Source organism: Nonomuraea gerenzanensis (genome assembly GCF_020215645.1).
GTDB classification, from domain to species: domain Bacteria; phylum Actinomycetota; class Actinomycetes; order Streptosporangiales; family Streptosporangiaceae; genus Nonomuraea; species Nonomuraea gerenzanensis.
Genome location: NZ_CP084058.1, coordinates 4852511 through 4875256 on the forward strand (window position 1 = coordinate 4852511; position 22746 = coordinate 4875256).

17 protein-coding genes are annotated in these 22746 nt (G+C 73.8%); 11 read left to right on the top strand and 6 right to left on the bottom strand.

Features of this window, described 5'->3' with window-relative positions; genetic code table 11:
• The first annotated feature begins 85 nt into the window (after window positions 1-85).
• On the top strand, window positions 86-1024 hold the full coding sequence (locus LCN96_RS22885; RefSeq protein WP_225274914.1) for an o-succinylbenzoate synthase: 939 nt from the start codon (window positions 86-88) through the stop codon (window positions 1022-1024).
• Window positions 1021-2682, top strand: coding sequence for a 2-succinyl-5-enolpyruvyl-6-hydroxy-3-cyclohexene-1-carboxylic-acid synthase (menD, locus tag LCN96_RS22890; RefSeq protein ID WP_225274915.1), 1662 nt, complete (start codon window positions 1021-1023; stop codon window positions 2680-2682). Before LCN96_RS22885 ends, menD begins: the two co-directional genes overlap by 4 nt.
• Before the next feature lie 41 nt (window positions 2683-2723).
• Here the strand turns inward: menD and LCN96_RS22895 are convergent, their stop codons facing one another.
• On the bottom strand, window positions 2724-3620 hold the full coding sequence (locus LCN96_RS22895; protein ID WP_225276037.1) for a 5'-3' exonuclease: 897 nt from the start codon (window positions 3618-3620) through the stop codon (window positions 2724-2726).
• Between the two features lie 48 nt (window positions 3621-3668).
• Window positions 3669-4874: a PP2C family protein-serine/threonine phosphatase gene (locus tag LCN96_RS22900; protein WP_225274916.1), complete on the bottom strand. Its 1206-nt coding sequence runs from the start codon at window positions 4872-4874 to the stop codon at window positions 3669-3671.
• Window positions 4875-5033: 159 nt separating this feature from the next.
• On the opposite strand from LCN96_RS22900, the gene LCN96_RS22905 reads away from it, so the two are divergent.
• From LCN96_RS22905 to LCN96_RS22930, 6 genes are all read left to right on the top strand, one after another.
• Entirely contained in the window at window positions 5034-6143 is a 1110-nt protein-coding gene (locus LCN96_RS22905; RefSeq protein ID WP_225274917.1) for a M24 family metallopeptidase, read from the top strand.
• 121 nt (window positions 6144-6264) lie between these two features.
• Window positions 6265-7023 carry a protein phosphatase 2C domain-containing protein gene (locus LCN96_RS22910; RefSeq protein ID WP_225274918.1) on the top strand — a complete coding sequence of 253 codons (759 nt, stop codon included), beginning with the start codon at window positions 6265-6267 and terminating at the stop codon, window positions 7021-7023.
• A gap of 172 nt (window positions 7024-7195) precedes the next feature.
• Complete coding sequence (locus LCN96_RS22915) at window positions 7196-10501, top strand: helix-turn-helix transcriptional regulator (protein ID WP_225274919.1); 3306 nt, start codon at window positions 7196-7198, stop codon at window positions 10499-10501.
• Between the two features lie 123 nt (window positions 10502-10624).
• Complete coding sequence (locus tag LCN96_RS22920) at window positions 10625-11491, top strand: terpene synthase family protein (protein ID WP_225274920.1); 867 nt, start codon at window positions 10625-10627, stop codon at window positions 11489-11491.
• 258 nt (window positions 11492-11749) lie between these two features.
• Window positions 11750-12343 (top strand): GTP-binding protein, encoded by a 594-nt coding sequence (locus LCN96_RS22925; protein WP_225274921.1) that lies wholly within the window; start codon window positions 11750-11752, stop codon window positions 12341-12343.
• A 23-nt stretch (window positions 12344-12366) separates the two neighbouring features.
• The gene (locus tag LCN96_RS22930) at window positions 12367-12855 is read left to right on the top strand and encodes an Lrp/AsnC family transcriptional regulator (RefSeq protein ID WP_225274922.1); all 489 of its coding nucleotides are present in this window, start codon (window positions 12367-12369) and stop codon (window positions 12853-12855) included.
• 2 nt (window positions 12856-12857) lie between these two features.
• Here LCN96_RS22930 and LCN96_RS22935 read toward each other — a convergent pair whose 3' ends face one another.
• Genes LCN96_RS22935 through LCN96_RS22945 form a run of 3 tightly spaced genes read right to left on the bottom strand, consistent with a single transcriptional unit; the run spans window position 12858 to window position 16301 of the window.
• Window positions 12858-13823 carry an N-acetylglucosamine kinase gene (locus LCN96_RS22935; protein ID WP_225274923.1) on the bottom strand — a complete coding sequence of 322 codons (966 nt, stop codon included), beginning with the start codon at window positions 13821-13823 and terminating at the stop codon, window positions 12858-12860.
• The gene (locus LCN96_RS22940; RefSeq protein ID WP_225274924.1) at window positions 13823-15091 is read right to left on the bottom strand and encodes a family 4 glycosyl hydrolase; all 1269 of its coding nucleotides are present in this window, start codon (window positions 15089-15091) and stop codon (window positions 13823-13825) included. Before LCN96_RS22940 ends, LCN96_RS22935 begins: the two co-directional genes overlap by 1 nt.
• A gap of 13 nt (window positions 15092-15104) precedes the next feature.
• Entirely contained in the window at window positions 15105-16301 is a 1197-nt protein-coding gene (locus LCN96_RS22945) for an ROK family transcriptional regulator (RefSeq protein ID WP_225274925.1), read from the bottom strand.
• A 334-nt stretch (window positions 16302-16635) separates the two neighbouring features.
• Between LCN96_RS22945 and LCN96_RS22950 the strand changes: the two genes are divergently transcribed.
• From LCN96_RS22950 to LCN96_RS22960, 3 genes are all read left to right on the top strand, one after another.
• Window positions 16636-18801 carry a HelD family protein gene (locus LCN96_RS22950; protein WP_225274926.1) on the top strand — a complete coding sequence of 722 codons (2166 nt, stop codon included), beginning with the start codon at window positions 16636-16638 and terminating at the stop codon, window positions 18799-18801.
• Window positions 18802-19524: 723 nt separating this feature from the next.
• Window positions 19525-21315, top strand: a complete 1791-nt coding sequence (lnt, locus tag LCN96_RS22955) for an apolipoprotein N-acyltransferase (protein WP_225274927.1) — start codon at window positions 19525-19527, stop codon at window positions 21313-21315.
• Window positions 21312-22061, top strand: coding sequence for a polyprenol monophosphomannose synthase (locus LCN96_RS22960; RefSeq protein WP_225274928.1), 750 nt, complete (start codon window positions 21312-21314; stop codon window positions 22059-22061). The genes lnt and LCN96_RS22960 overlap by 4 nt, the downstream gene beginning before the upstream one ends.
• Before the next feature lie 21 nt (window positions 22062-22082).
• Here the strand turns inward: LCN96_RS22960 and LCN96_RS22965 are convergent, their stop codons facing one another.
• Window positions 22083-22502 (bottom strand): DoxX family protein, encoded by a 420-nt coding sequence (locus tag LCN96_RS22965; protein WP_225274929.1) that lies wholly within the window; start codon window positions 22500-22502, stop codon window positions 22083-22085.
• Window positions 22503-22746 lie beyond the last annotated feature (244 nt).

Here is a 22746-nt window from a genome sequence, read left to right on the forward strand (position 1 = left end):
AAGGTTAATGGCGACAGGTCGGACAGCGGCGCAGGGGAGGGTCGTGACGCGTTCTCCCACGGCTCCCACGGCTCCCATGGCTTCCATGGGATCCGCGGCTCCGGCGGCTCCGGTGGTCTTCAGCATCCCGATGCGCACGCCTTTCCGCGGGCAGACCGTCAGGGAAGGGGTGCTGCTGCACGGCCCGGCGGGCTGGGGCGAGTTCTCGCCGTTCCCCGAGTACGGCCCGCGCGAGTGCGCCCGGTGGCTGGCGTGCGCGCGCGAGGCGGCGTTCGAAGGCTGGCCGGAGCCGGTGCGCGACAGCGTGCCCGTCAACGTGACCGTGCCGGCCGTGGACCCGGAGGAGGCCCACGAGCTGGTGCGCCGCTCCGGCTGCGGCACGGCGAAGGTCAAGGTGGCCGAGCGCGGGCAGGGCTTCGCGGAGGACCTCGCCAGGGTGGAGGCCGTACGCGACGCGCTCGGGCCCGCCGGGCGGCTGCGCGTGGACGCCAACGGCGCCTGGGAGGCCGGCGAGGCCGTGCGGAGGCTCAAGCGGCTCGACCGCTACGACCTGGAGTACGCCGAGCAGCCGTGCGCCACGCTGGAGGAGCTGGCGGCGGTGCGGCGGGCCTGCGACGTGCCGATCGCGGCCGACGAGTCGATCCGCAGGGCCGAGGACCCGCTGCGGGTGCGGGCGGCCGAGGCCGCCGACGTGGCGGTGGTCAAGGTGCAGCCGCTGGGCGGCGTGCGGGCCGCGCTGCGCGTGGTGGAGGCGTGCGGGCTGCCGGCCGTGGTGTCCAGCGCGGTGGAGACGTCCGTGGGGCTGGCGGCCGGGTTAGCGCTGGCGGCGGCGCTGCCCGCGTTGCCGTACGCGTGCGGGCTGGGCACGATGCCGCTGCTGTCGGGCGATGTGGTGGCGGACTCGCTGGTGCCGGTGGACGGCCGGCTGGCGGTCCGGCGACCCCCAGTAGATTTTCAGTGTTTGTCGGAATTTGAGATTGAATCTCCCCAGTGGCTTCGCCGGATGCAGGAGGCGTCACGTTGAACCCCGCTACCGCGCTGGCCACCGTACTGGTCGACGAGCTGGTGCGCTGCGGCCTGACCGACGTGGTGCTCGCCCCGGGCTCCCGCTCCGCCCCGCTCGCGCTGGCCCTGCACGCCGAGTCGCGGGTGCGCCTGCACGTCCGCGTGGACGAGCGCTCGGCGTCCTACCTGGCGCTCGGCCTCGCCAAGCGCTCCGAGCGGCCCGTCGCGCTGATCTGCTCGTCCGGCACCGCCACCGCGAACTTCCACCCGGCCGTCATCGAGGCGAGCGAGTCCGGCGTACCGCTGCTCGTGCTCACCGCCGACCGTCCGCCCGAGCTGCGCGGCACCGGCGCCAACCAGACGATCGACCAGATCAAGCTGTTCGGCACGGCCACCCGCTGGTTCGCCGAGGTCGGCGTGCCGGAGGACCGGCCGGGGCAGGTGGCCTACTGGCGCTCGCTGGCCTGCCGCGCCTACCAGCGCGCGGCCGGCGCGGGCAACCCGGGCCCCGTGCACCTCAACCTGGCCTTCAGGGAGCCGCTGATCCCCGACGGCGACACCGCCTGGTGCGAGCCGCTCGACATCGGCGCCGGCGCCCCCTGGGTGCGCGCCCGCGTCGCGCCGCCGCCCGTCGCCCTGCACATCCCGCCCACCAGGCGCGGCGTGCTCGTGGTCGGCGACGGCGCCGCGAACGTGCGCCGCTACGTGGCCGCGGCGGGCATGGCGGGCTGGCCCGTCCTGTCCGAGCCGAACGGCGGCGCCCGCTACGGCGACCACGCCGTCTCGACCTACCACTACCTGCTGGGCACGCCGGAGTTCGCCGACGCGCACCGGCCCGACGTGGTGGTCACGCTCGGCCGCCCGGGGCTGTCGCGACCGCTGCTGTCGTGGCTGCGGCGGGCCGGCGAGCACATCGTCGTCTCCCCCGACCTCGACCGCTGGCCCGACCCCACCCGGTCGGCCACGCAGGTGGCGCAGGCCGTGGAGATCCCGGTGGCCTCCGGCGACGACTCCTGGCTGCACGCCTGGCGCCAGGCCGACCTGGCGGCGCGGGCCGCCATGGACGACGTGCTCGACCTGTCGGGCACCAGCGAGCCGCGCCTGGCCAGGGATCTGGTGGACGCGCTGCCGAACGGGGCGCTGCTGTTCTGCGGCTCCTCGATGCCGATCCGCGACCTCGACCAGGCCATGCGGCCGCGCCGGGGGATCCGGCTGATGGCCAACCGGGGGGCCTCCGGCATCGACGGGCTCGTCTCCACGGCCATGGGGGCGGCGCTGGCGCACAACGGGCCCTCGTACGCGCTGCTGGGAGACCTGTCGTTCCTGCACGACCAGAACGGGCTCATCCTGGGGCCCCGCGAGCCGCGGCCCGACCTGTGCTTCGTGGTCGTCAACAACGACGGGGGCGGGATCTTCTCGTTGTTGCCGCAGGCGGCCGTGCGGGATCCGTTCGAGCGGGTCTTCGGGACGCCGCACGGGGTGGATCTCGGGTACGTGGCCGCCGCGACGGGGACGCCGTACACGCTGGTGGGCGATCTCGGGGAGCTGCCCAAGGCGTTGCGGGGCGAGGGGCCCCGGGTGGTCGAGGTGCGCACCGACCGGGAGGAGAACGTGCTGGTGCACGCGCGGCTGCGGGACGCGGCCCAGGACGCGGTGCGCGCCTACCTGGCAGGCTGACCGGCCGCGCGTGACGGCCGTGGCGCCACGCGCGGGGGCCGTCAGCCGCCCAGGACGTCGAGCAGCCGGTTGAGCGGGCTGTCGAGGCCGTAGCGGTCGGCGAGCCGGACGAGGGCCTCCGGGTCGCGCGGCTTGGCCGGAAGCGCCAGGTCGGCGGCGGGGAGCGGCGCGTCCGGGGCGACCTCGACGACGGCCGGCGCGGCACGGAGGTAGTCGCGGGCGGCGGCCAGGCGGGTGCGGCTGCCGGCCGGGAAGCCGTCGGTGACGCCCGCGTCGAGGGACTCCAGCAGGGCGGCGAGCGAGCCGAAGCGGGTGATCAGCGCGGCGGCGGTCTTCTCGCCGACCCCCGGCACGCCCGGCAGCCCGTCGCTGGGGTCGCCGCGCAGGGTGGCGAAGTCGGCGTAGGCGCGGCCGGGGATGCCGTACTTGGCGGTGACGAACGCCTCGTCCACGATCTGCAGGTTGCGGATGCCGCGCACGGTGTAGAGGACGCGGACCGGCCGGGCGTCGTCGACGAGCTGGAACAGGTCGCGGTCGCCGGTCACGATGTCCACGGCGCCGTCGCCGGCCCGGTGGGTGAGGGTGCCGATCACGTCGTCGGCCTCGTAGCCGGGCGACTCCAGGCGGGCGATGCCGAGGGCGTCGAGCACGTCCTGGATGACCGCGATCTGCGGCACGAGCGCCTCGGGCACCTCTTCGGTGTCGCCGTGGGCGACGCGGTGCGCCTTGTACGTCGGGATCGCCGCCACCCGGAAGGCCGGCCGCCAGTCGGCGTCCATCGTGGCCACGAGCTCCGTGGGGGAGTGCTGGCGCACGAGGGTGGCGATCATGTCGATGAGCCCGCGCACCGCGTTGACCGGCGAGCCGTCGGGAGCCTTGATCGACTCCGGGATGCCGTAGAAGGCACGGAAGTAGAGGGAAGGGGTGTCCAGAAGCATCAGCACCCGTCCATGGTGGCACTTCGCGCAGGTCCGCGCGCGTCCCCCTCACTCGGGCCCCAGCACCCCCACCGCGAGCAGGCAGGCGTCGTCCTCCGGGTTCGGGCCGCCGATGTCGGCGAGCAGGCGGTCCAGGCCCGCGTCCAGGTCGGGGCCCTCCAGCTTGCGGGCCGCCGCCATGGCCAGGTCCAGGCCGACGTCGATGTCGCGGGTGCGCCGCTCGACCAGCCCGTCGGTGAACATCAGCAGTAGATCGCCTGGCTGCAGCCGGGTGGTCGCCAGCTCGTACGGGCTGCCGGACGCGGCCCCCAGCAGCACGCCCCTGGGCTGCGGAAGCTGGCTGGCCACGCCGTCGCGGACCAGGATGGGCGCCAGGTTCCCCGCCTGGCCCCAGGCGAACACCCGGGTCCGCGGGTCGAAATGGCCGATGATCGCGGTGGCGGTGGTGTCCTTGAGCTGGTGCAGGACGAGCTCGTTCAGCCAGTCGAGCAGCCGGTTGGCCGCCTGCCCCGTCATGGCCAGGCCGACGAGGGCGTGGCGGAGCTGGGCCATGCGGGAGATCGCGGGCAGGCCGTGGCCGGAGACGTCTCCGATGGCCAGCAGCTGGCGGCCGTCGGGGGCGGGCGCGGCCTCGAACCAGTCGCCGCCCAGGTTCGCGGTCTTCTCGGCCGGGACGTACCGGACCGCGATCCTGGTCTGCGGCAGGTCGAGGCAGCCGTCGGGCTCGGGCAGGATCGCCTCGCGCAGGGCCAGCATGATGTGGCGGTCCTCGGCGGCCCGCTCGCGCGCCTCCAGGAGCTGGCGGCGCGACTCCGAGACCATGCGCTCGGCGCGGCGGCGGCCGGTGATGTCCTGGATGACGCCGTGCATGCCGATCGTGCCCCCGGGGCCCGCCAGGGGCTCCAGGACGACGCGCAGGTCCCGCAGGTCGCTGGAGCCGACCCCGCGGCGGATGCGGAACTCCGCCTGCACCGGCTCCACGCCCTGCACGACCGACCACAGCAGGCGGTCGAGCGTGGCCACGTCGCCGGGCTCGACGTGCTCGGCCAGGTCGGGCAGGGCGATGGGGCCCTCACCCGGGTCGCGGCCGAAGATCACGTACACCTGCTCCGACCAGATCGTCTCCCCTGTGTGCAGGTGCCACTCGGCCCAGCCCATGTTGCCCAGCCGCTGGGCGTGTGCCAGGCGTACGGCGAGCATCTCGGCGTCGCTCTCGTGGCCGAGCAGCTCGGCCGCGCCTATGACGTCGACCATGTGTCTCACTCTCGACGCGCGATGATGGAATCCGACAATTGGCCCCACACTACGTGATCGATCGTGAACGGTGTGTAGTGGAGGCTTGGTGCGTGACGAGACCTTTCCGTGGATTTTAGGAGAGGTCATCGAGGGTGCCGCCAGGAGTACATTGTGCCTGTGACGTCCTCAGACCTTTATCCCGTTACCCGTCTCGCCGCCGTCCAGGAGGCCACCGCCAAGGCCGGCCTCGACGCCCTGTTGCTCACGCCCGGCCCCGATCTGCGTTACGTCAGCGGCTACGACGCCAAACCGCTGGAGCGGCTGACGTGCCTCGTGGTGCCCGCGTCCGGCGAGGCGTACATGATGGTGCCCCGCCTGGAGCTGCCCGCCGCGCAGGCGTCGCCCGCCTCGCGGCTGGGGCTGGAGTTCGTGGCGTGGGACGAGACCGACGACCCGTACGCCATCGCCGCGGCGCGGCTGGGCCGGGTCGGCAAAGTGGGGCTCGCCGACCGGATGTGGGCCATGTCGTCGCTGCGCTTCCGCGAGGTGCTGCCGGAGACCGAGCAGGTGCTGGCCGGCAGTGTGCTGCGGGAGCTGCGGATGCGCAAGTCGCCCGCCGAGGCGGCGGCCCTGCGCGAGGCGGGGCAGGCCATCGACGCGGTGCACCGGCAGGTGCCGGAGCTGCTGCGGGCCGGGCGCACCGAGCGCGAGGTGGCCAGGGACATCGCCGAGGCCATCCTGGCCTCCGGGCACCAGACGGTCGACTTCGTGATCGTCGCCTCCGGGCCCAACGGCGCCAGCCCGCACCACGACGTCTCCGACCGGGTCATCCAGGCCGGGGAGCCGGTCGTGGTGGACATCGGCGGGCAGCTGCACAACGGCTACTGCTCCGACTCCACCCGCACGTACAGCGTGGGTGAGCCGCCGGCCGAGTTCACCGCCTACTACGAGGTGCTGCGGCAGGCGCAGGAGGCGGCCTGCGCGGCGGTGCGGCCCGGCGTGTCCTGCGAGTCCATCGACGCCGCCGCCCGCGAGATCATCACCGAGGCCGGCTACGGCGAGTACTTCGTCCACCGCACCGGGCACGGCATCGGCATCGAGACGCACGAGGAGCCGTACATCGTCGCGGGGAACGGTGAGCCGCTGGAGGCCGGGTTCGCGTTCTCGGTGGAGCCGGGCATCTATCTGCCGGGCCGACACGGCGCCAGGATCGAGGACATCGTGGTGTGCACGGCCGGGGGTGGCGAGCGGATGAACGACACGCCGCGCGAGCTGGTGATCGTCTAGTCGTTCCCCTTGCGCACTCCTCGCCGCACCAACAAGGAGTGCGCACGGGCGTGCTCACGAGATGTGCTTGTAGGCGACGCGCTGCCGTGAGGCGGTGCGTGGCTGTGGCACAGTCGCTGTCATGTTCGCGGAGATCACGTACGCCACCCGGCCGGGGTCGCGGCGGCCGAACGAGGATCTGGTGGTCGCCGGGCCGTCCTGGATCGTCGTCCTGGACGGCGCCACGGCCGCGCCCGGGGTGGACGGCGGGTGCGCGCACGACGTCGCCTGGCTGGTGGGGCGGCTCGGCGGGGCGCTGGCCGCCCGGCTGGCCCGCGACGACGCGGCGCCACTGGCGGAGGTCCTGGAGTCGGCCATCGAGGAGACCCGGGCCGCCCACTCGGGTGCCTGCGACCTCGGCAACCCCGACTCGCCGTCCGCGACGGTGGCCATGGTGCGGGTCGGGGGGCGGGTGGAGTACCTCGTGCTGGGCGACTCGACGGTGGTGCTCTCCCAGGTGGGTGGGCAGGCCGTGGCGGTGAGCGACGACCGGCTGGAGCGGCTGCCGGGCGGGCGGCCGTACAGTCTGGAGCTGGTACGGCGGATGCGGAACGCGCCCGGCGGGTTCTGGGTCGCGGGGGCCCGCCCCGAGGCGGCCAGGCACAGCGTGACCGGCACGGCCGACGCCGGTGAGGTGCGTGGGGTCGGGGTGTTCACCGATGGGGTGGCGCGGTTGTCCGAGTGGTACGGGTGGAGCTGGGAGTCCGTGCTGGACGTGCTGGATTGCCGTGGGGCCGAGGCGGTGATCGCGGCCGTGCGGGAGCTGGAGGCGACGCGGGGGCCGGTGCGGGGCAAGCGGCACGACGACGCCACGGCCGCGTGGGGGCGGCTGATGCACTGAGGCGTGGACCGGGGGGTCGCGGCGCTGGCGCGTGGGTTGACGGTGGATCGGCCGGTCGGTGGCGGTGCTCTGGCGCGGGTTGCCGGGGGATCGGTGGGTTGGGGCGCCGTTGAGGTGTATCAGGGGCTGTCTGCGCTGCTCTGGGGATTTGAGGGCGGCGGAGGGAGGGCCCATGTTCGTCGGCAGGACGGCGGAGCTCGCCTCACTGCGTGCGGAGCTGCGCGCGGCAGGCGGCGGATCCGCCAGGAGGGCGGTGGTCGAGGGCCCCGAGGGCATCGGCAAGACCGCGCTCATCCACCACGCGCTCGACGGGGAGGCGGGCGTGCGGGTGCTGGCCGTCAGCGGCGAGGAGAGCGAGCGGGGGCTCCGGCTCGGCGTCGTGCGGCAGCTCATGGACGAGGCGGCCCTGCTGGACCTCGGGACGGGGGAGCGCCCGGCGGCGGGGGGCGGCGCGCGGGGGCAGAGCGCGGCCGGTGCGCCGGGGGAGATCGCGGCCGGTGCGGTGGGCGGCGTGCCGGGGGAGATCGCGGCCGGTGCGGTGGGCGAGGTGGATCCGTGGGTGGCGGGGCAGGCGGTGTGCGAGGTCGTCGCCCGGTTGTCCGCGCTGGAGACGCTCGCGGTGGTGGTCGACGACGCGCAGTGGGTGGACAGGGCTTCGCTGCGGGCCCTGTGCTACGTGTTGCGGCACGTGCGGCCGGGGCGGGTGCTGGTGCTGGTGGCCTGCCGCGATCTGGCCGACCCGTGGCTGCCGGAGGGGCTGCGGCGGCTGCTCGCCGGTGACGGGGCGCTGCTCGTCGCGCTGGGCGGGCTGAGCGCGTCCGAGCTGGCCGAGCTGGCGGCCGATCCCGTCGTGACGGCCGAGCGCCGGGAACGGGGCGCGTACGTGTCACCGACGGACGCGGCGAAGGAAGCGCTGACGGCCCTGCGCGCGGACGGGCGCTGGCCGGACGCGCGCTCACCCGGGTCACGGCTGGACGGGCGGCTGCCGGACGCACGGCCGTCCGAGTCACGGCTGCCGGAGTCACGGCTGCCGGAGTCGCGGCCGTCCGAGTCGCGGTCGTCCGAGTCACGGTCGTCCGAGTCACGGCCGGACGGGCAGTGGCCGGACGGGCAGTGGCAGAACGGGCAGTGGCAGAACGGGGAGTGGCCGGATCTTCGGTCGTCCGGTGCGTGGTCGGACGGGTGGCCGGGGACGGCGTGGCCGGAGGTGCGGCGGTCGGATGTGGCGTCGGCGGCGCGGCGGTTGCGTGCGCACACGCTGGGCAACCCGCTGCACGCCCGCGCCCTGCTCGCCACCCTGGCCCCCGCGACCCTGGCCGACCAAGGAGTGCGCCTGCCGGCCCCCGAGACCTACCGCCGCCCGTTCGAAGGCCGCCTGCACGCCTGCGCCCCCGCCACCCGGCGGCTGGTCGCGGCCTGCGCCGTCCTGGGCGGGCATTGCCCGCTGCATGTGGCGGTCGCCGTGGCCACGGGCATCGACGAGCCACTGAACACCCTGGAGGAGGCCGTCACGGCAGGGCTGCTGCGGGAGCTGCCCGGCCGGCTGGTCGACTTCCCCGAGCCCCTGGCCAGGGCCGCCGCCTACGACGGGATCGGCGCGGGCACGCGGGCCAGGCTGCACCTGGCCGCCGCCAGGCTGGCCGACGACGACGGCGCGGCGCTGCGGCACCGGGCCGCCGCGGCGGACGGGCCGGACGAGGCGCTGGCGGAGGAGCTGGCGAGGTTCGCGGCCAAGGCCGCACAGCACGGGCTGTGGCAGGAGGCCGCAGCCCACCTTGACCTGGCCGCCGGTCTCACGGAGTCGCCGGCGCGCCGCGACGAGCTGCGCACAGCCGTTCTGGAACACGTCCTCATCGGGGGCGATGTGATCCGCGCGGCTGAGCTCGCCGCTGTGCGCAACGCCGACCCGCGACCGGTGCGCCGGTACGTGCTGGGACGGCTCGCGCTGGCCGCCGGGCGCTTCGACGAGGCGTCCGAGCTGCTGGCGGAGGCGTGGCGGCACACGGAGCCCGGGTTCGCCGCCGACGTGGCGGAGCAGCTGTCGTGGCTGCATCTGGTCACGGGGAACCGCGCCGAGGCGGCGCACTGGGCCCGCCTGTCGGCCGAGCAGCCCATCGCGGGCCCGGTCGCCAGGCCGTACGACGTGCTGGCGCTGGGAGGGGCACCCGGCGTCAGCGCGCCATCCGGCAGCCTCGCCGAAGGCGTGGCGCACCTGGCCCTCGACGAGGCGGGACAGGCGTGCGCCGCGCTGAAGCGGGTCGTGACCGCCGCGGGCGCGGCGGGGCTGCCGCACCACCGGCTGCTGGCCACCGCGCTGCTGGCCGTCGCCGAGCACGGGCTGGCGCGCTGGGACGAGGCCGTGGCGCACGCCGAGGCCGCGCTCGCCGAGGCGGCCGCGCTGGGGCAGCGCTGGTTGCTGCCGTGGCTGGACGCGGCCTGCGTGGCGCCGCTGGCGGCCAAGGGCGAGCACGAACGGGCTCACGCGCACGCCGTGGCGGCCGGCGCCGCGGCGCGCAGGATGCGGCACGTGGCGGGGGAGCGGCAGGCGGACCTGGCCATGGCCCTGCTCGGCGCAGCCGACCTGCCGGCCGGTGAACCGGGCGGCGGTCTCGCGGCGGCGTGGCACGATGGCGCGCCTCCTGGGCAGCGGCCCGGCGGTGACCCGCCCGAAGTGCGTCCACTCGCAGGCGCAGGCGCAGGCGCAGGCGCAGGCGCAGGCGCAGGCGCAGACGGGGATGCGGGCGCGGACGCAGGTGAGGGCGCGGGCGCGAGCGGGCGTGCGGGCGCGGGAGCAGGCGCGGGCGCGGATGCTTGTGCGGATGCGGGCGTGTGGGGCGGGTTCGTGCCCGACCCACGCCCGGCACGCATCGAGGCCCTGGTGGCCGACGGCAGGCTGGAGGAGGCGGAGCGGGCGCTGGAGGCCTACGACCGCGGCGCCGAGCCCACCGGCCGCCGCACGCAGGCCGAACGCATCCGGCTGACGGGCCTGCTCCTGGCCGCCAGGAACGTTCCAACTCGTGCCGAGGAGGCGTTCGGACGCGCGCTGGACCTGGCAGGCGCGGGCGGTTGCCCGCTGGAGGAGGCGCGGGTGCTGCTGGACCTGGGCAGGCTGCTGCGCCGCACGGGCAGGCGCAAGGCGGCGGCCGGCCGGCTCGGGGCGGCCCGCGCGATCTTCGACCGGCTGGGTGCCCGCCCGCTGGTGGAGCGCTGCGCCCAGGAGCTGGAGGCGTGCGGCCTGGAGCCGCCCGCCACCGTCAGGCTCGGCCTGACCCCGCAGGAGCTCAGCACGGCCACGCTGGTCGCCGGCGGCCTGACGAACCGGCAGATCGCCAGGGAGCTGCTGATCAGCGTCAAGACCGTCGAGTACCACATCGGCAAGATCTACACGAAGCTCGGCATCGGCTCCCGGGTGGCGCTGGCCGCCAAGCTCGCCGCGTACGGCCGGGAGGTAGCGTTCCCGGCCAGCGAAGCGGGCTGATCAGCCACTCAGCTGATACCTTGATCGATAGATCTTGATCATGAAACAATTACCCCGCAGGTGTATCTCCGGACATGGGGGGACGTCGCTTAATGGTCCGCGAGCCGATCGAGCGGCCCTAGGATGCCGGACGACGAGCTGGACGAGGCGTTCGAGCTCGGCAGGACATGCGCGCTGGCCGCGGAGTGCGGCAGGGACCTGCGGCGGTGTGCCCAGATGTACGCCGACCTGTTCCCCGACGCGGCCTTCGGCGCCGACTTCTTCAGCTCGCTCTCCCTGGCCACCGCCTTCAGCGCCCCCTGGGCGGGGGCGGATCGGCTGAAGGCCGTCAACCGGGCCGCGCTGTGGGTGACGGCCGTGGACCGGCTCGTCGATCGGGCCGCGACCACCCGCGAGCAGGTCACCCGCCTGACGCGGGAGTGCCTGTCGGTCGCCGAGGGGGCCGTGCCGAGGTCCGCGGCCACCAGGTTCCTGGCCGACCTGCGCGACGAGCTGGCCACCGTCGGTGGCTTCGAGGAGCTGCAGGGGATCTGGCGCGACCAGCTCGAGCGGATGCTGGCGGGCATGGCCGAGGCCTGGGTGTGGCGCGACACGCACACCGTCCCCACGCTGGCCCGTTACGTCGAGAACGCCGACAGCCGCGGCTCCTGCTTCGTCGACCTGTCGCACTGGATCTACACCGCCGACGACTGGGCCAGGGCCCACCTGGAGGAGCTGCGGGCCGTCAGCAGGCAGGTGCAGCGCTACCTGCACCTGCTCGGCGACGTCGCCTCCTACCGCAGGGACCTGAGCTGGGGCGACCTCAACGCGCTCGCGCTGGGCGTGGACGGCGCGGAGGTGGCGGCCGCGATCGCGGAGCTGGCGCGCGAGGCGGACGAGCTGATCCGCCCGGTGTGCCGCCACAGCCCGCGCACGGCCTCCTACCTGCGCAGACGGCTCGGGTTCCAGGCAGGTGTCACGGGCATTTCGGACTACCAGCGAGCCACGTAAGTGCCCCGTCTGATTCCATGACAGACAAACTTGACTATAGCCCTGTTAGATCCGCGAAAAACGTGGCTTGAGGCGACAAACCGTGACATTTTGTTTCTTGTAAAAGATTGCGGCTTGAGTGGAAAATGTGGCGTTGCTAGGGTGTCTCGATGCCAGGCATGTGGATCGACCCTCTCGAGTGAACCCTTGACAGGTACCACTGACCGGCACCTCAGGGGCGGGGTCGCGCATGCGCGGGAAATGTACGGGCGGTGCTGGATGGAATTCGGTCGCTCAGACCGTTGGCGGCTGCCGACAGCGATCAAGATCTTGGTCGCCGGCGGGTTCGGCGCGGGCAAGACCACCATGGTCGGTGCCGTGTCCGAGACCAGGCCTCTTCGCACCGAGGAGGCGCTCACCCAGGCGGGCACCCACGTCGACGACCTGTCGGGGGTCGAGCGCAAGCTCACCACCACCGTCGCCATGGACTTCGGCCGCATCACGATCCGTAACGACTACATGCTCTACCTGTTCGGCACCCCCGGCCAGGAGCGCTTCTTCTTCGTCTGGGACGAGCTGGCCATGGGCGCGCTGGGCGCCGTCGTGCTGGCCGACACCCGCCGCCTGGACGACTGCTTCCCGTCCGTCGACTACTTCGAGAAGCGCGACCAGCCGTTCATCGTGGCGCTGAACTGCTTCGACGGCGTCTCGCCGTTCACCGTCGGGGAGGTGCGCTCGGCGATCGGCCTGGAGCCCGACATCCCCATCGTGCGCTGCGACGCCCGCCGCCGCGACTCCGGCAGGGAGGTGCTCATCACCCTGGTCGAGCACGCGATGCGCAGGGGCGCCACCCCGGTCGGGACCATGTCGTGACCATGACCGGCTACCTTTGACCGATGGAGGAGATCGACCGCCGGATCGTCACGCTGCTGGCCCGCGACGGCCGCATGAGCTTCACCGACCTGGCCAGGGAGACGGGGCTGTCCGTCTCCGCGGTGCACCAGCGCGTACGCCGCCTGGAGAAGCGGGGAGTGGTGCGCGGCTACGCCGCGATCATCGACCACGACGCGGTGGGGCTGCCGCTGACCGCGTTCGTGTCGATCAAGCCGATCGACCCTGCCGCGCCCGACGACGCGCCCGAGCGGCTGGCCCACCTGGCGGCCATCGAGGCGTGCCACAGCGTGGCCGGTGACGAGAGTTACATCCTCAAGGTGCGGGTGGCCTCGCCCGCCGCGCTGGAGGACCTGCTGCAGCAGATCAGGGCCTCGGCCAACGTCTCGACCCGCACCACGGTCGTGCTGAGCACCCCGTACGAGCACCGCGCCCCCGGCGTCGGCCCCGACGCGCCAGGCGAGTCCTCCACGGGCCCCGACACCTCCGCCTGACGTCACGAGGAGGCGTAGCGGGCCCGCAGGCGTGCCAGGGCGGGCTCCCCGGCGCCCAGCCGCTCCAGCCCCAGCAGCGCCGCCCCCGCGATCGGCGGCAGGCCCGCCGTCACGAGCCGCGCCCGCGGCGCCCGCCGTCCGAACAACTCCTTCAGCAGCGAGGTCAGCAGCGGATCCCCGGCCGTCAGCAGGCCGCCGCCGAGCACCACCTCCGTCGGCGTCTCCAGCAGGCCGAGCCGGCGCAGGCACACCTCCGCCAGCACCGCCACCTCCTCCGCCTGCCGCTCCACCAGCGACCTGGCCACCGCGTCCCCGTCGCGGGCCGCCGCCAGCACGGCGGGCGAAAGCTCGTGCAGGCGTCCCTCGTCGATCCGGCCGAAGTGCAGGCCCAGCACGACCTCCTCGACCGTCGCGGTGCCGAAGTGCGCGGCCACCGCGGCGGCCAGGGCGGTCGGGGCGCCCCTGCCGTCCTCGGCGCGGACGGCGTGCCACAGCGCCTCGGCTCCCAGCCCCTCGCCGCCGCCCCAGTCGCCGCTGAGCCGGCCGAGGGCGGGGAAGCGGGCCACCGCGCCGGTGGGGGAGACGCCGACCGCGTTGATGCCCGCGCCGCACACCACGGCCACCCCCCACGGGCCCGACGCGCCCGCCCGCAGCAGCGCGAACGTGTCGTTGCGCACCACCACGTCCGCGCCCAGCCCGCGCGCGGCGAACTCCGCGGCCAGCGCCTCCTCCTCCACGGGCAGGTCCGCGCCCGCCAGGCAGGCAGACACGTGGTCGAACCCGCCGCGCGGCACCCCGGCGGGCAGCGTGCCGAGCGCCGCCGCCACCACGTCCAGGGCCGCCGCCACGCCGTCCCGCTGCGGCACGAACGCCCCGGAACGGCCCGTGGCCAGCACGTCCCCGCGCTCCGAGACCACCGCCACGTCGGTCTTGCTGTTGCCGCCGTCCACGGCCAGCACCAGGCGCACTAGCCCGCCACCCACGGCAGGTGCGCCCGCCCGGCCTCCAGCAGCAGGCCCGTCAGCTCCTCCGCCGGCTCGTCCTGCCCGATCAGCGGGTGGGCGAGCAGCGCGTCCCGCACCCGGTCCGCGCCGCCGTGCAGGGCCGCCTCCAGGGCCAGCGTCTCGTACGCCGACACGTGCGCGATCAGCCCCGCGTAGAGGGGCTCCACGGGCGGCACGGGCAGCGGCACGGCCCCTGAGGCGGTGATCGAGGCCGGCACCTCGATCACCGCCTCGTCGGGCAGGAACGGCAGCGTGCCCGCGTTGCGCACGTTCACCACCTGGGTGTCGCCGCGATCGCCGAGCAGCGAGGCGACCAGCGCCACGGCCGCCTCCGAGTAGAACGCCCCGCCCCGCCGCGACAGCAGGTCCGGCTTGGTCACCACGGCCGGGTCCGCGTACAGCTCCAGCAGCCGGGCCTCCATCCCGGCCACCTCGGCCGCCCGGGTCGGCTTCGAGCGCTGCTCGCGTACCACGGCGTCGTGGGCGTAGAAGTACCGCAGGTAGTAGGACGGCACCGAGCCCAGCCGGCGCAGCAGCTCTGGCCGCAGGCCCAGCGAGTCGGCCAGCTCCTGACCGTGCTCGCGCAGCAGGCCGGGCAGCACGTCCGCGCCGTCCAGCATGACCGAGCGCTCCCACGTCAGGTGGTTGAGGCCGACGTGGCCGAGGGAGACCCGCGCGGGTTCGACGCCGAGCCAGGCGGCGAAGCGGCGCTGGAAGCCGATCGCCACGTTGCACAGGCCGATGGCGCGGTGCCCGGCGTCGAGCAGCGCCCTGGTGACGATGCCGACGGGGTTGGTGAAGTCCACGATCCAGGCCCGCGGCGCCACCTCGCGGACGATCGAGGCCAGCTCCAGCACGACCGGCACCGTGCGCAGCGCCTTGGCCAGCCCGCCCGCGCCCGTCGTCTCCTGCCCCACGCAGCCGCACCCCAGCGGCAGCGTCTCGTCCACGTGGCGGGCCGCCTGCCCGCCCACCCTGAGCTGGAACAGCACCGCGTCCGCCCCCGCCGCGCCCTCGGCGGCCGAGGAGGTGGCCAGCACCCGCGCCGGATGCCCGGCGTGCGCCAGCATCCGCCGCGCCATCCCCGCCACCAGCTCCAGCCGCGCCGCGTCCGGGTCGATCAGCGCCAGCTCCGTCACCGGCAGCTCCTCGCGCAGCCGCGCGATCCCGTCCACCAGCTCAGGCGTGTACGTCGAGCCACCCCCGACCACCGCGAGCCGCAAACCCCTCACCCCTGTCATCAGATCAAGCGGGAACGGTCGAACCGAAGACCTCGTCGCGCACGGCCGCCAGGGCCAGATCCAGGGCGCCGGCCAGCACCGGGTTGCCCTCCACGGTGGACAGCCTGACCGGCGGCCGGGGGATGGTCAGCGCGTGCAGCTCGTGCTCGACCAGCTCCCGCAGCGGCTCGCCGCCCGACAGCACGACGCCGCCGGTCAGCACGATCAGCGCCGGGTCCACGACCGCGGTGATCGAGGCCAGGCCCACGGCCATGCGGGCGGCGACGTCCCGCAGTCCCGCCCTGGCGTCCTCGGCCCGCTGGCCGGTGCCGGCCGCCGCGCGTACGGCGTTGGCGACGGCGTGGCGGAAGCCGGCGCCGCGCACGCCGTAGGAGCGCAGCAGCTTCAGCACCGCCTGCCCGCCCGTCAGCGCCTGGTAGCCGTGGTCGGCGTAGCGGCCGGACTCGCGGGCCGTGGGGGCGCCGGGCGCGGGCATGTAGCCGACCTCGCCGGCCCCGCCCGTGGCGCCGCGGTGCACGCGCCCGCCCAGCACGACGGCCGAGCCGAGGCCCGCGTCGGCCCACAGCAGCACGAAGTCGCGGTGGCCGCGCGCCGCGCCGTGCGCCTGCTCGGCGACGGCGACCAGGTTGACGTTGTTCTCCACGTCCACGGGGACGCCGAGCCCGGCGCTGAGCGTGGGCACGAGGTCGGGCAGGTGCCAGCCGGGCACGTCCTTGGCGGCGGCGTACCCCAGCCTGCCGGTGGACGGGTCGATCGCGGCCTGCACGCCGATGACGACGCGGCGCAGCTTGTCGGGCGGCTGCGCGCCGCGCAGGGCGGCGTCGAGCCGGTCCACCAGCTCGCCGTGGGGGCGGCGCGGGGTCGGCAGCGTGTGCTCGCCCACGACGGTGCCGGTGATGTCGGCCACCCTGGCCTCGATGCGGTGCGGGGTGACGTCGAGCGCGCCGACGTACGCCGCTGCCGGGTTGATCCGGTAGACCTCGGCGGTACGGCCGGGCAGTCCCTCCCTGGTGCCGTCCCGCACGACCAGGCCGGCCTGCCGCAGCCGCGACAGGAGCTGGGAGGCCGTGGGCTTGGACAGCCCCGTGAGCGCGCCGATCTGGGGGCGCGTCAGCGGCCCCCGCTCCAGCAGGACGCGCAGGGCGGCGCGATCATTGATGGCGCGTAGCAGACTGGGTGTCCCGGGGACGGGATCGCTCACCGCCGCCTCCACAATAGGTTAGTAAAGTTTCCTAACCTATATGACGGCAAAAAGGCGGCGGTCAAGAGGTGAAATCAAGACGTGACCCGGTAGGGGATGGGGAAAGTGATGGGAGTGCCTCTACAGGCATGCTAATGTCGTCGTTTGTCGTAACAACAAGCAGAATGGCCCGGAGTGTCCCATTAACCACATTAATGGTCAGGCGGCAACTCGTCAAACCGAGCTCACCAAGGAGCAGGAGTACGTCACCCGCCTGTACGACCGCCTCGACACGCTGCGCGAGCGCACCCAGCGGCAACTCAAGGAGGTGCTGGCCGCGGGCGCTGTCGGCACGATGCAGAACAGGTCCGAGCGTGACACCTTCGCCGAGATGTACGCCACGCGCCTGGCCCGGCTCTGGGCGGTCGAGCGCGGCCTGGTTTTCGGCCGGCTGGATCACCTCGACGAGGGCCGGCTCTACATCGGCAAGCTCGGCCTGACCGACGACGAGCAGCACCGCCTGCTCATCGACTGGCGGGCGCCGGTCGCGCAGCCGTTCTACCGCGCCACCCCGGCGGCCCCGATGGGCGTCACCAGGCGCCGCCACCTGCAGACCAAGGGCCGGGCCGTGGTCGGCGTGGACGACGACCTGCTCGACCTCGACTCCCTCACCGACGACGACCGCGCCACGCTCAACGGCGAGGCCGCGCTGCTGGCCGCGCTCGACGAGCGGCGCACGGGCCGCATGCGCGACATCGTCGCCACCATCCAGTCCGAGCAGGACCGCGTCATCCGCAGCGACCTGAACGGCGTGCTGGTGGTGCAGGGCGGGCCGGGCACCGGCAAGACCGTCGTGGCCCTGCACCGGGCCGCGTACCTGCTCTACACCCACCGCGAGCGGCTGGAACGCCGCGGCGTGCTCATCCTCGGGCCGAACCTCACGTTCCTGCGCTACATCGAGCAGGTGCTGCCCTCCCTCGGCGAGACCGACGTGCTGCTGTCCACGATCGGCGAGCTCTACCCCGGCGTGACCGCCACCGCGCGCGACCGTCCCGAGGTGGCCGCGCTCAAGGGCGACCCGCGGATGGCCGAGGTGATCGCCAAGGCCGTGCGCGACCGGCAGCGCGTCCCGCGCCAGCCCGTCGAGCTGACCATCGGCCGCATCACGCTCACCATCGACCGCAACATGCTGGAGGCCGCCAAGAACAAGGCCACCCGCTCGCGCCGCCCGCACAACCAGGCCCGCGCGGTGTTCGTCCGGTCGCTGCTCACCGCCCTGGCCAGGCAGCAGGCCCGCAAGATCGGCAAGGGGCTCATCGACGAGGAGGACCTGGCCGACCTGCGGGAGGAGCTGCGTACCGAGCCGGTGGTCAAGTCCGCGCTCAACCGGCTGTGGCCGTACCTGACGCCGCAACGCCTCCTGCTCGGCCTCTACGGCTCGCCCGAGCGCCTCGGCTACGCCGCCTCCGCCCTGACCCCGCAGGAGCGGGCGCTGCTGCGCCGCTCGGGCGGCGAGTGGACCGAGTCGGACGTGCCGCTGCTGGACGAGGCCGCCGAGCTGCTCGGCGACATCGACGAGCAGGTGCTGCGTGCCAGCGCCCTGCAGGCCGAGGAGGAGCTGGCCGCCGCCCGCCAGGCCGAGGAGAGCCAGCGCGAGGCCGAGCTGGCCTACGCGCGCGAGGTGCTGGAGCTGACCGGGCTGTCGGACGTCATGGAGGCCGAGCGGCTGGCAGAGCGGCAGCGTGGCGAGGGCCCCTACCTCACCACCGCCGAACGCGCCGCCGCCGACCGCACCTGGGCCTACGGGCACGTGATCGTGGACGAGGCGCAGGAGCTGTCGCCGATGGCCTGGCGGGCCGTCATGCGGCGGTGCCCGACCCGGTCGATGACCATCGTGGGCGACATCGCCCAGACCGGCTCGGCCGCCGGCGCCCGCTCGTGGGAGGAGGTGCTCGACCCGTACGTGGCGGGGCGCTGGCGCCAGGAGCGGCTGACCGTCAACTACCGTACCCCGGTCGAGCTGATGGCGGTGGCCGCCCGCGTCCTGGCCACCATCGACCCGGCCCTGCGGGCCCCCACCTCCGTGCGCGAGGCCGGCGCGCGCCCGTGGGCCGCGCCGCTGTCCGCGCTGCCCGAGCTGGCCAAGGAGGAGGCGGGCGAGGGCGGCAAGGTCGCCGTCGTGGTGCCCGACGCGCTGCTGTCCACACTCGGTACGGACCTCGCCGCGAACGTGCCCGGCACCGTCGTCGTCGCCCCCGGCGCCGGCCGGGCCAGGGGAGCGGAGGCCCTCGACGCGCCGGTCGCGGTGCTGGGGGTGAGCGACGCCAAGGGGCTCGAGTTCGACTCCGTCATCGTGGCCGAGCCGGACCTCATCGCCGCTCAGTCGCCACGAGGGCCCAGCGACCTGTATGTTGCTCTCACGCGTGCGACACAGCGGCTCGGGGTCGTCCACGAGCGGCCGCTGTCGCAGGCGTTGCGCGACTTGCCAAGCCGCTCCCCATCGCCCGCAAATGGGCTTTGACCGGCTTTGCGACCACCGGCCGCACATGTCCCACCTGCGGAAACTTGATGTTTCTGCTGATCGGGACACGGTTGACATCTGAGGTGGAGTCGGTAGTTTGCTGCGCAGTCCAGCACGGGACTTGGCCGGTTGGCCGTCTCTGACATCGTCGGATCCTGCGTCCGTGACGGAGCGTGACTCCGTCCACACAGCCAGGTGCAGGGCCGTCGGTCCGTCGAGTCGGGGCACCCCAACCGGGCGGGGGGTTGGACCCGGGACGGGTCCGGGAGCCCAGTAGACAACGGAATTCCGAGCTCGCCGCCGACGAGACGGGTCCGGTCCGAAGGGTTTCCGGGCCCTCTTCCCGCTCCCGTGCGATCGGACCGCCATCCGCGCCGGGTGGTCCCGTTCAGCCGCGGGATCACCCTGCCGCCTCCGTCTTTTTACGGCGGTGTTTCGATCTTCCTTGTGCCTCGCCGGTCCGAGTGCGGCCGGGGGGCGGTAGCGTTTTCGCAAGCATGGCGTTTGTGAGGTGGCGAGGAGTAACCCGCAGTGGTTCAGGACAGCACGGGGCTTTCGGCGGCGGCCGGGCATGGTGGGGGGCGCGCTGGTGCGGCGGCGTCGCCATCGGACGGTGCGCCGGAGGTCTCGCACGCCACCGACCAGCCTGCTTCTGCCGCTGCGCCGGCCGCCGGTGCGGTGCCTGCCGCCGCGCCGCCTGGCATCGCATCGCCTTCGGATGGCGTGCCGGAGTCGGACGGCGCATCCGCGGACGTAGGCGCCGCCGCGCAGCCCGCGTCCGCCGCCGAGTCGCCCGCCGAGCCGTCCGCCGAGCCGTCCGTCGTGTCGCCCGTCGCCGCGACCGAGGGTGTGCTCACCGAGGAGAAGCCGGCGGCCGACGGCGTGGCCGGGCGTGGGGCGGGGCGTGCGCGGGAGTCGCGGTGGGGGTTGCCGGCCAGGGTGGTGGCGGCCGTCGTCGGCGGGGTGGCGTTGTTCGCCGCGTTCCCGCCGCTCAGCTGGTGGCTGTGCGCCCCCCTGGGCATCGGCCTCCTCGTGGCCTCGATTCACGGCACGCGCCCGCGACGGGCCGCCTGGATCGGATATCTGGCCGCCGTGGCGTTCCTGCTGCCGGCGCTCGCCTGGGTGCGCAGCATCGGTGACGACGTCTGGTTCATGCTGGTCGGCGTCGAGAGCCTGTTCTACGCCGCGATGGCCGCCCTGGCGGCGCTCGTGTTCAGGCTGCCCGCCTGGCCGTTGTGGTTCGGCGGGTTGTGGGTGCTCATGGAGTGGGGCCGCAGCCTGGTGCCGATCGGCGGGTTCCCGTGGGCGCGGGCCGCCTTCAGCCAGGGCGAGTCGCTGTTCACCCCGTACGCCGCGCTCGGCGGCGTCCCGCTGGTGTCCTTCGCCGTCGCGCTGTGCGGCGCGCTGCTGGCCCAGGCGGTCCTCGGCAGGCGCAGAACGACGGCGGGACAAGCGGCGGCTCCCGCCAGGGAGTCGGCGGGCCGGGTCGCGCCTTCCGGCCGAGGCGCCGTGCTCGCACGTCACGGCGCGCCTCTGGCCCTGGCGCTGGCCGTGCCGCTGCTGGGTCTCGCCGTGCCCAGGCCCGGTGACGAGGGCCGTACCGTCAACGTCGGCATCGTGCAGGGCAACGTCCCCGGCGAGGGCATGTACGCGCTCGGCGACGAGCCCGCCGTCGTCCTGCGTAACCACGCCAACGAGACCAAGCGCCTGGCCCAGGCCGTACGCGAGGGCAAGCTCCCCAAGCCCGACCTGGTCATCCTCCCGGAGAACTCCACCGACATCGACCCCTACCGCGACGAGTACGCCCGCCAGATCATCCACGACTCGGTCCGGGACGTCGGCGTGCCCACGCTCGTCGGCGCCGTCGTGGCGATCGGCGACGAACACCGCGCCACCCGCAGCCTCGTCTGGGACCCGGTGACGGGCCCCGGCGCCTACTACGACAAGCAGCACCTGGTGCCCTTCGGGGAGTACACCCCGTTCAAGGACCTCGTGCTGGCGCTGTGGGAGCGGGCGAACCTCGTCGGCAGGCAGTCGATCCCCGGCGACAAGCCGGGCGACCTCAAGATGGGCCCCGTCACGATCGGCGCGGTCAACTGCTACGAGGTCGCCTACGACGACACCGTGCGCGAGACCGTGCGCGCGGGCGGCACCCCGCTCGTCGTCCAGACCAACAACGCCTCCTACGCCCTGTCCAACCTGCCGCCCCAGCAGCTCGCCATGTCGCAGCTGCGCGCCGTCGAGCACAACAGGGCCGTCGTCACCGCCGCGACCACCGGGATCTCGGCATATGTCACCCCTGACGGTAAGGTCTCCTGGCAGACCCGCGAGCGTGTCGCTGACATGAACGTGGTCGCGGTGCCCGTACGCACCGAGGAAACGCTTGCCACCAGGGTGGGCGCGCTTCCCGAATGGGCATTGATGTCGATGGGAGCCGCGGCGGCGGTGGCCGCCGCGTGGCTCGGCAGGCGGCGAGGCGGTCGGATGGGCGATCGGATGAGGAACGACGGATGATGGAGACTCTCGGCAGGGTGCTCGTCGTCGTGCCGACCTACAACGAGCGCGACAACCTGCCGGCGATCGTCGAACGGGTGCGGGCCGCCGTCCCCGACGCCCACGTGCTCATCGCCGACGACAACAGCCCCGACGGCACCGGGGAGGTCGCCGACGGGCTCGCCGCCGACGACGACCACGTGCGCGTCCTGCACCGGCCCGGCAAGCAGGGGCTCGGCGCCGCGTACATCGCCGGGTTCCGCTGGGGGCTGGACGAGGGCTACGACGTCCTGGTCGAGATGGACGCCGACGGCTCACACCAGCCCGAGGAGCTGCCGAAGCTGCTGGAGGCGCTGACCGACGGCGCCGACCTGGCGATCGGCTCGCGGTACGTGCCCGGCGGCAAGGTCGTCAACTGGCCGCAGCGGCGCGAGCTGCTGTCGAAGGGCGCCAACATCTACACCCGGGTGATGCTCGGCCTGCCCGTACGCGACGCGACCGCCGGCTTCCGCGCCTACCGGGCCGCCACGCTGGAGAAGGTGGGCCTGGCGGGGGTGGAGTCACAGGGCTACTGCTTCCAGGTGGACCTGACGCTGCGTACGGCCCGGCACGGGCTGCGGGTGGTGGAGGTGCCGATCACGTTCGTGGAGCGTACGGTCGGCAAGAGCAAGATGAGCGGCAAGGTGATGTCCGAGGCGCTCTGGCGGATCGGCATGTGGGGCGTGTCCGGGCTGCCCAAGCGCCTCAGGGGCCCCACCCGCGACTGAGGGGCTGCCCCGTGCGGTGTGTCAGGCCTCCTCGGAGGCCAGGGCCCGCGGAGCGGTCAGCCGCGCGGACAGGGCCCAGCGGCCGGGGCCGAAGACGGCGATGAGCAGGAAACCCCAGCAGAAGAGGGCCGCCTTCTCGCCGCCGTTCTCGATCGGGAACAACGCCTGGGGCTGGTGCACGACGAAGTAGGCGTACGCCATGGTGCCCGAGCAGATCACGGCGGCGGCGCGGGTGGCCACCCCGAGCACGACGAGGGTGCCGGCGACCAGCTCGATGGCCGCGGCCCACCAGCCCGGCCATTGCGCGAAGCTCGGCGCCGGGCCCTGCGGCCCGCCCAGCACGTTGAAAAGGGTCGCCGCGCCGTGGCAGGCGAACAACAGCCCCAGCACGAAACGGTAGCAAGCCAGGAACAGCCCCTGCTGTTTGATCAGCGTATCCACGGACGACGTCCTCCCGACGAGATGAAACCGGCCATGCAGATCTGTTTCCCGGGCGCGGGTGGAAATGCATGGGAGCGCTCCCACGAGCATCAAGAATTCGCCATGCGCATGTCAACCGATGGCTGGTCGGCGAAGGTCGGTGGATGAAACGGTTCAGCTCGGCTTACGTGGCCGGATACTCGGCACCTAAAGTTTTCTTGACCGTGAAATTTTCACCTGGTGGAGGTGCTGGATGGTGTTGTTC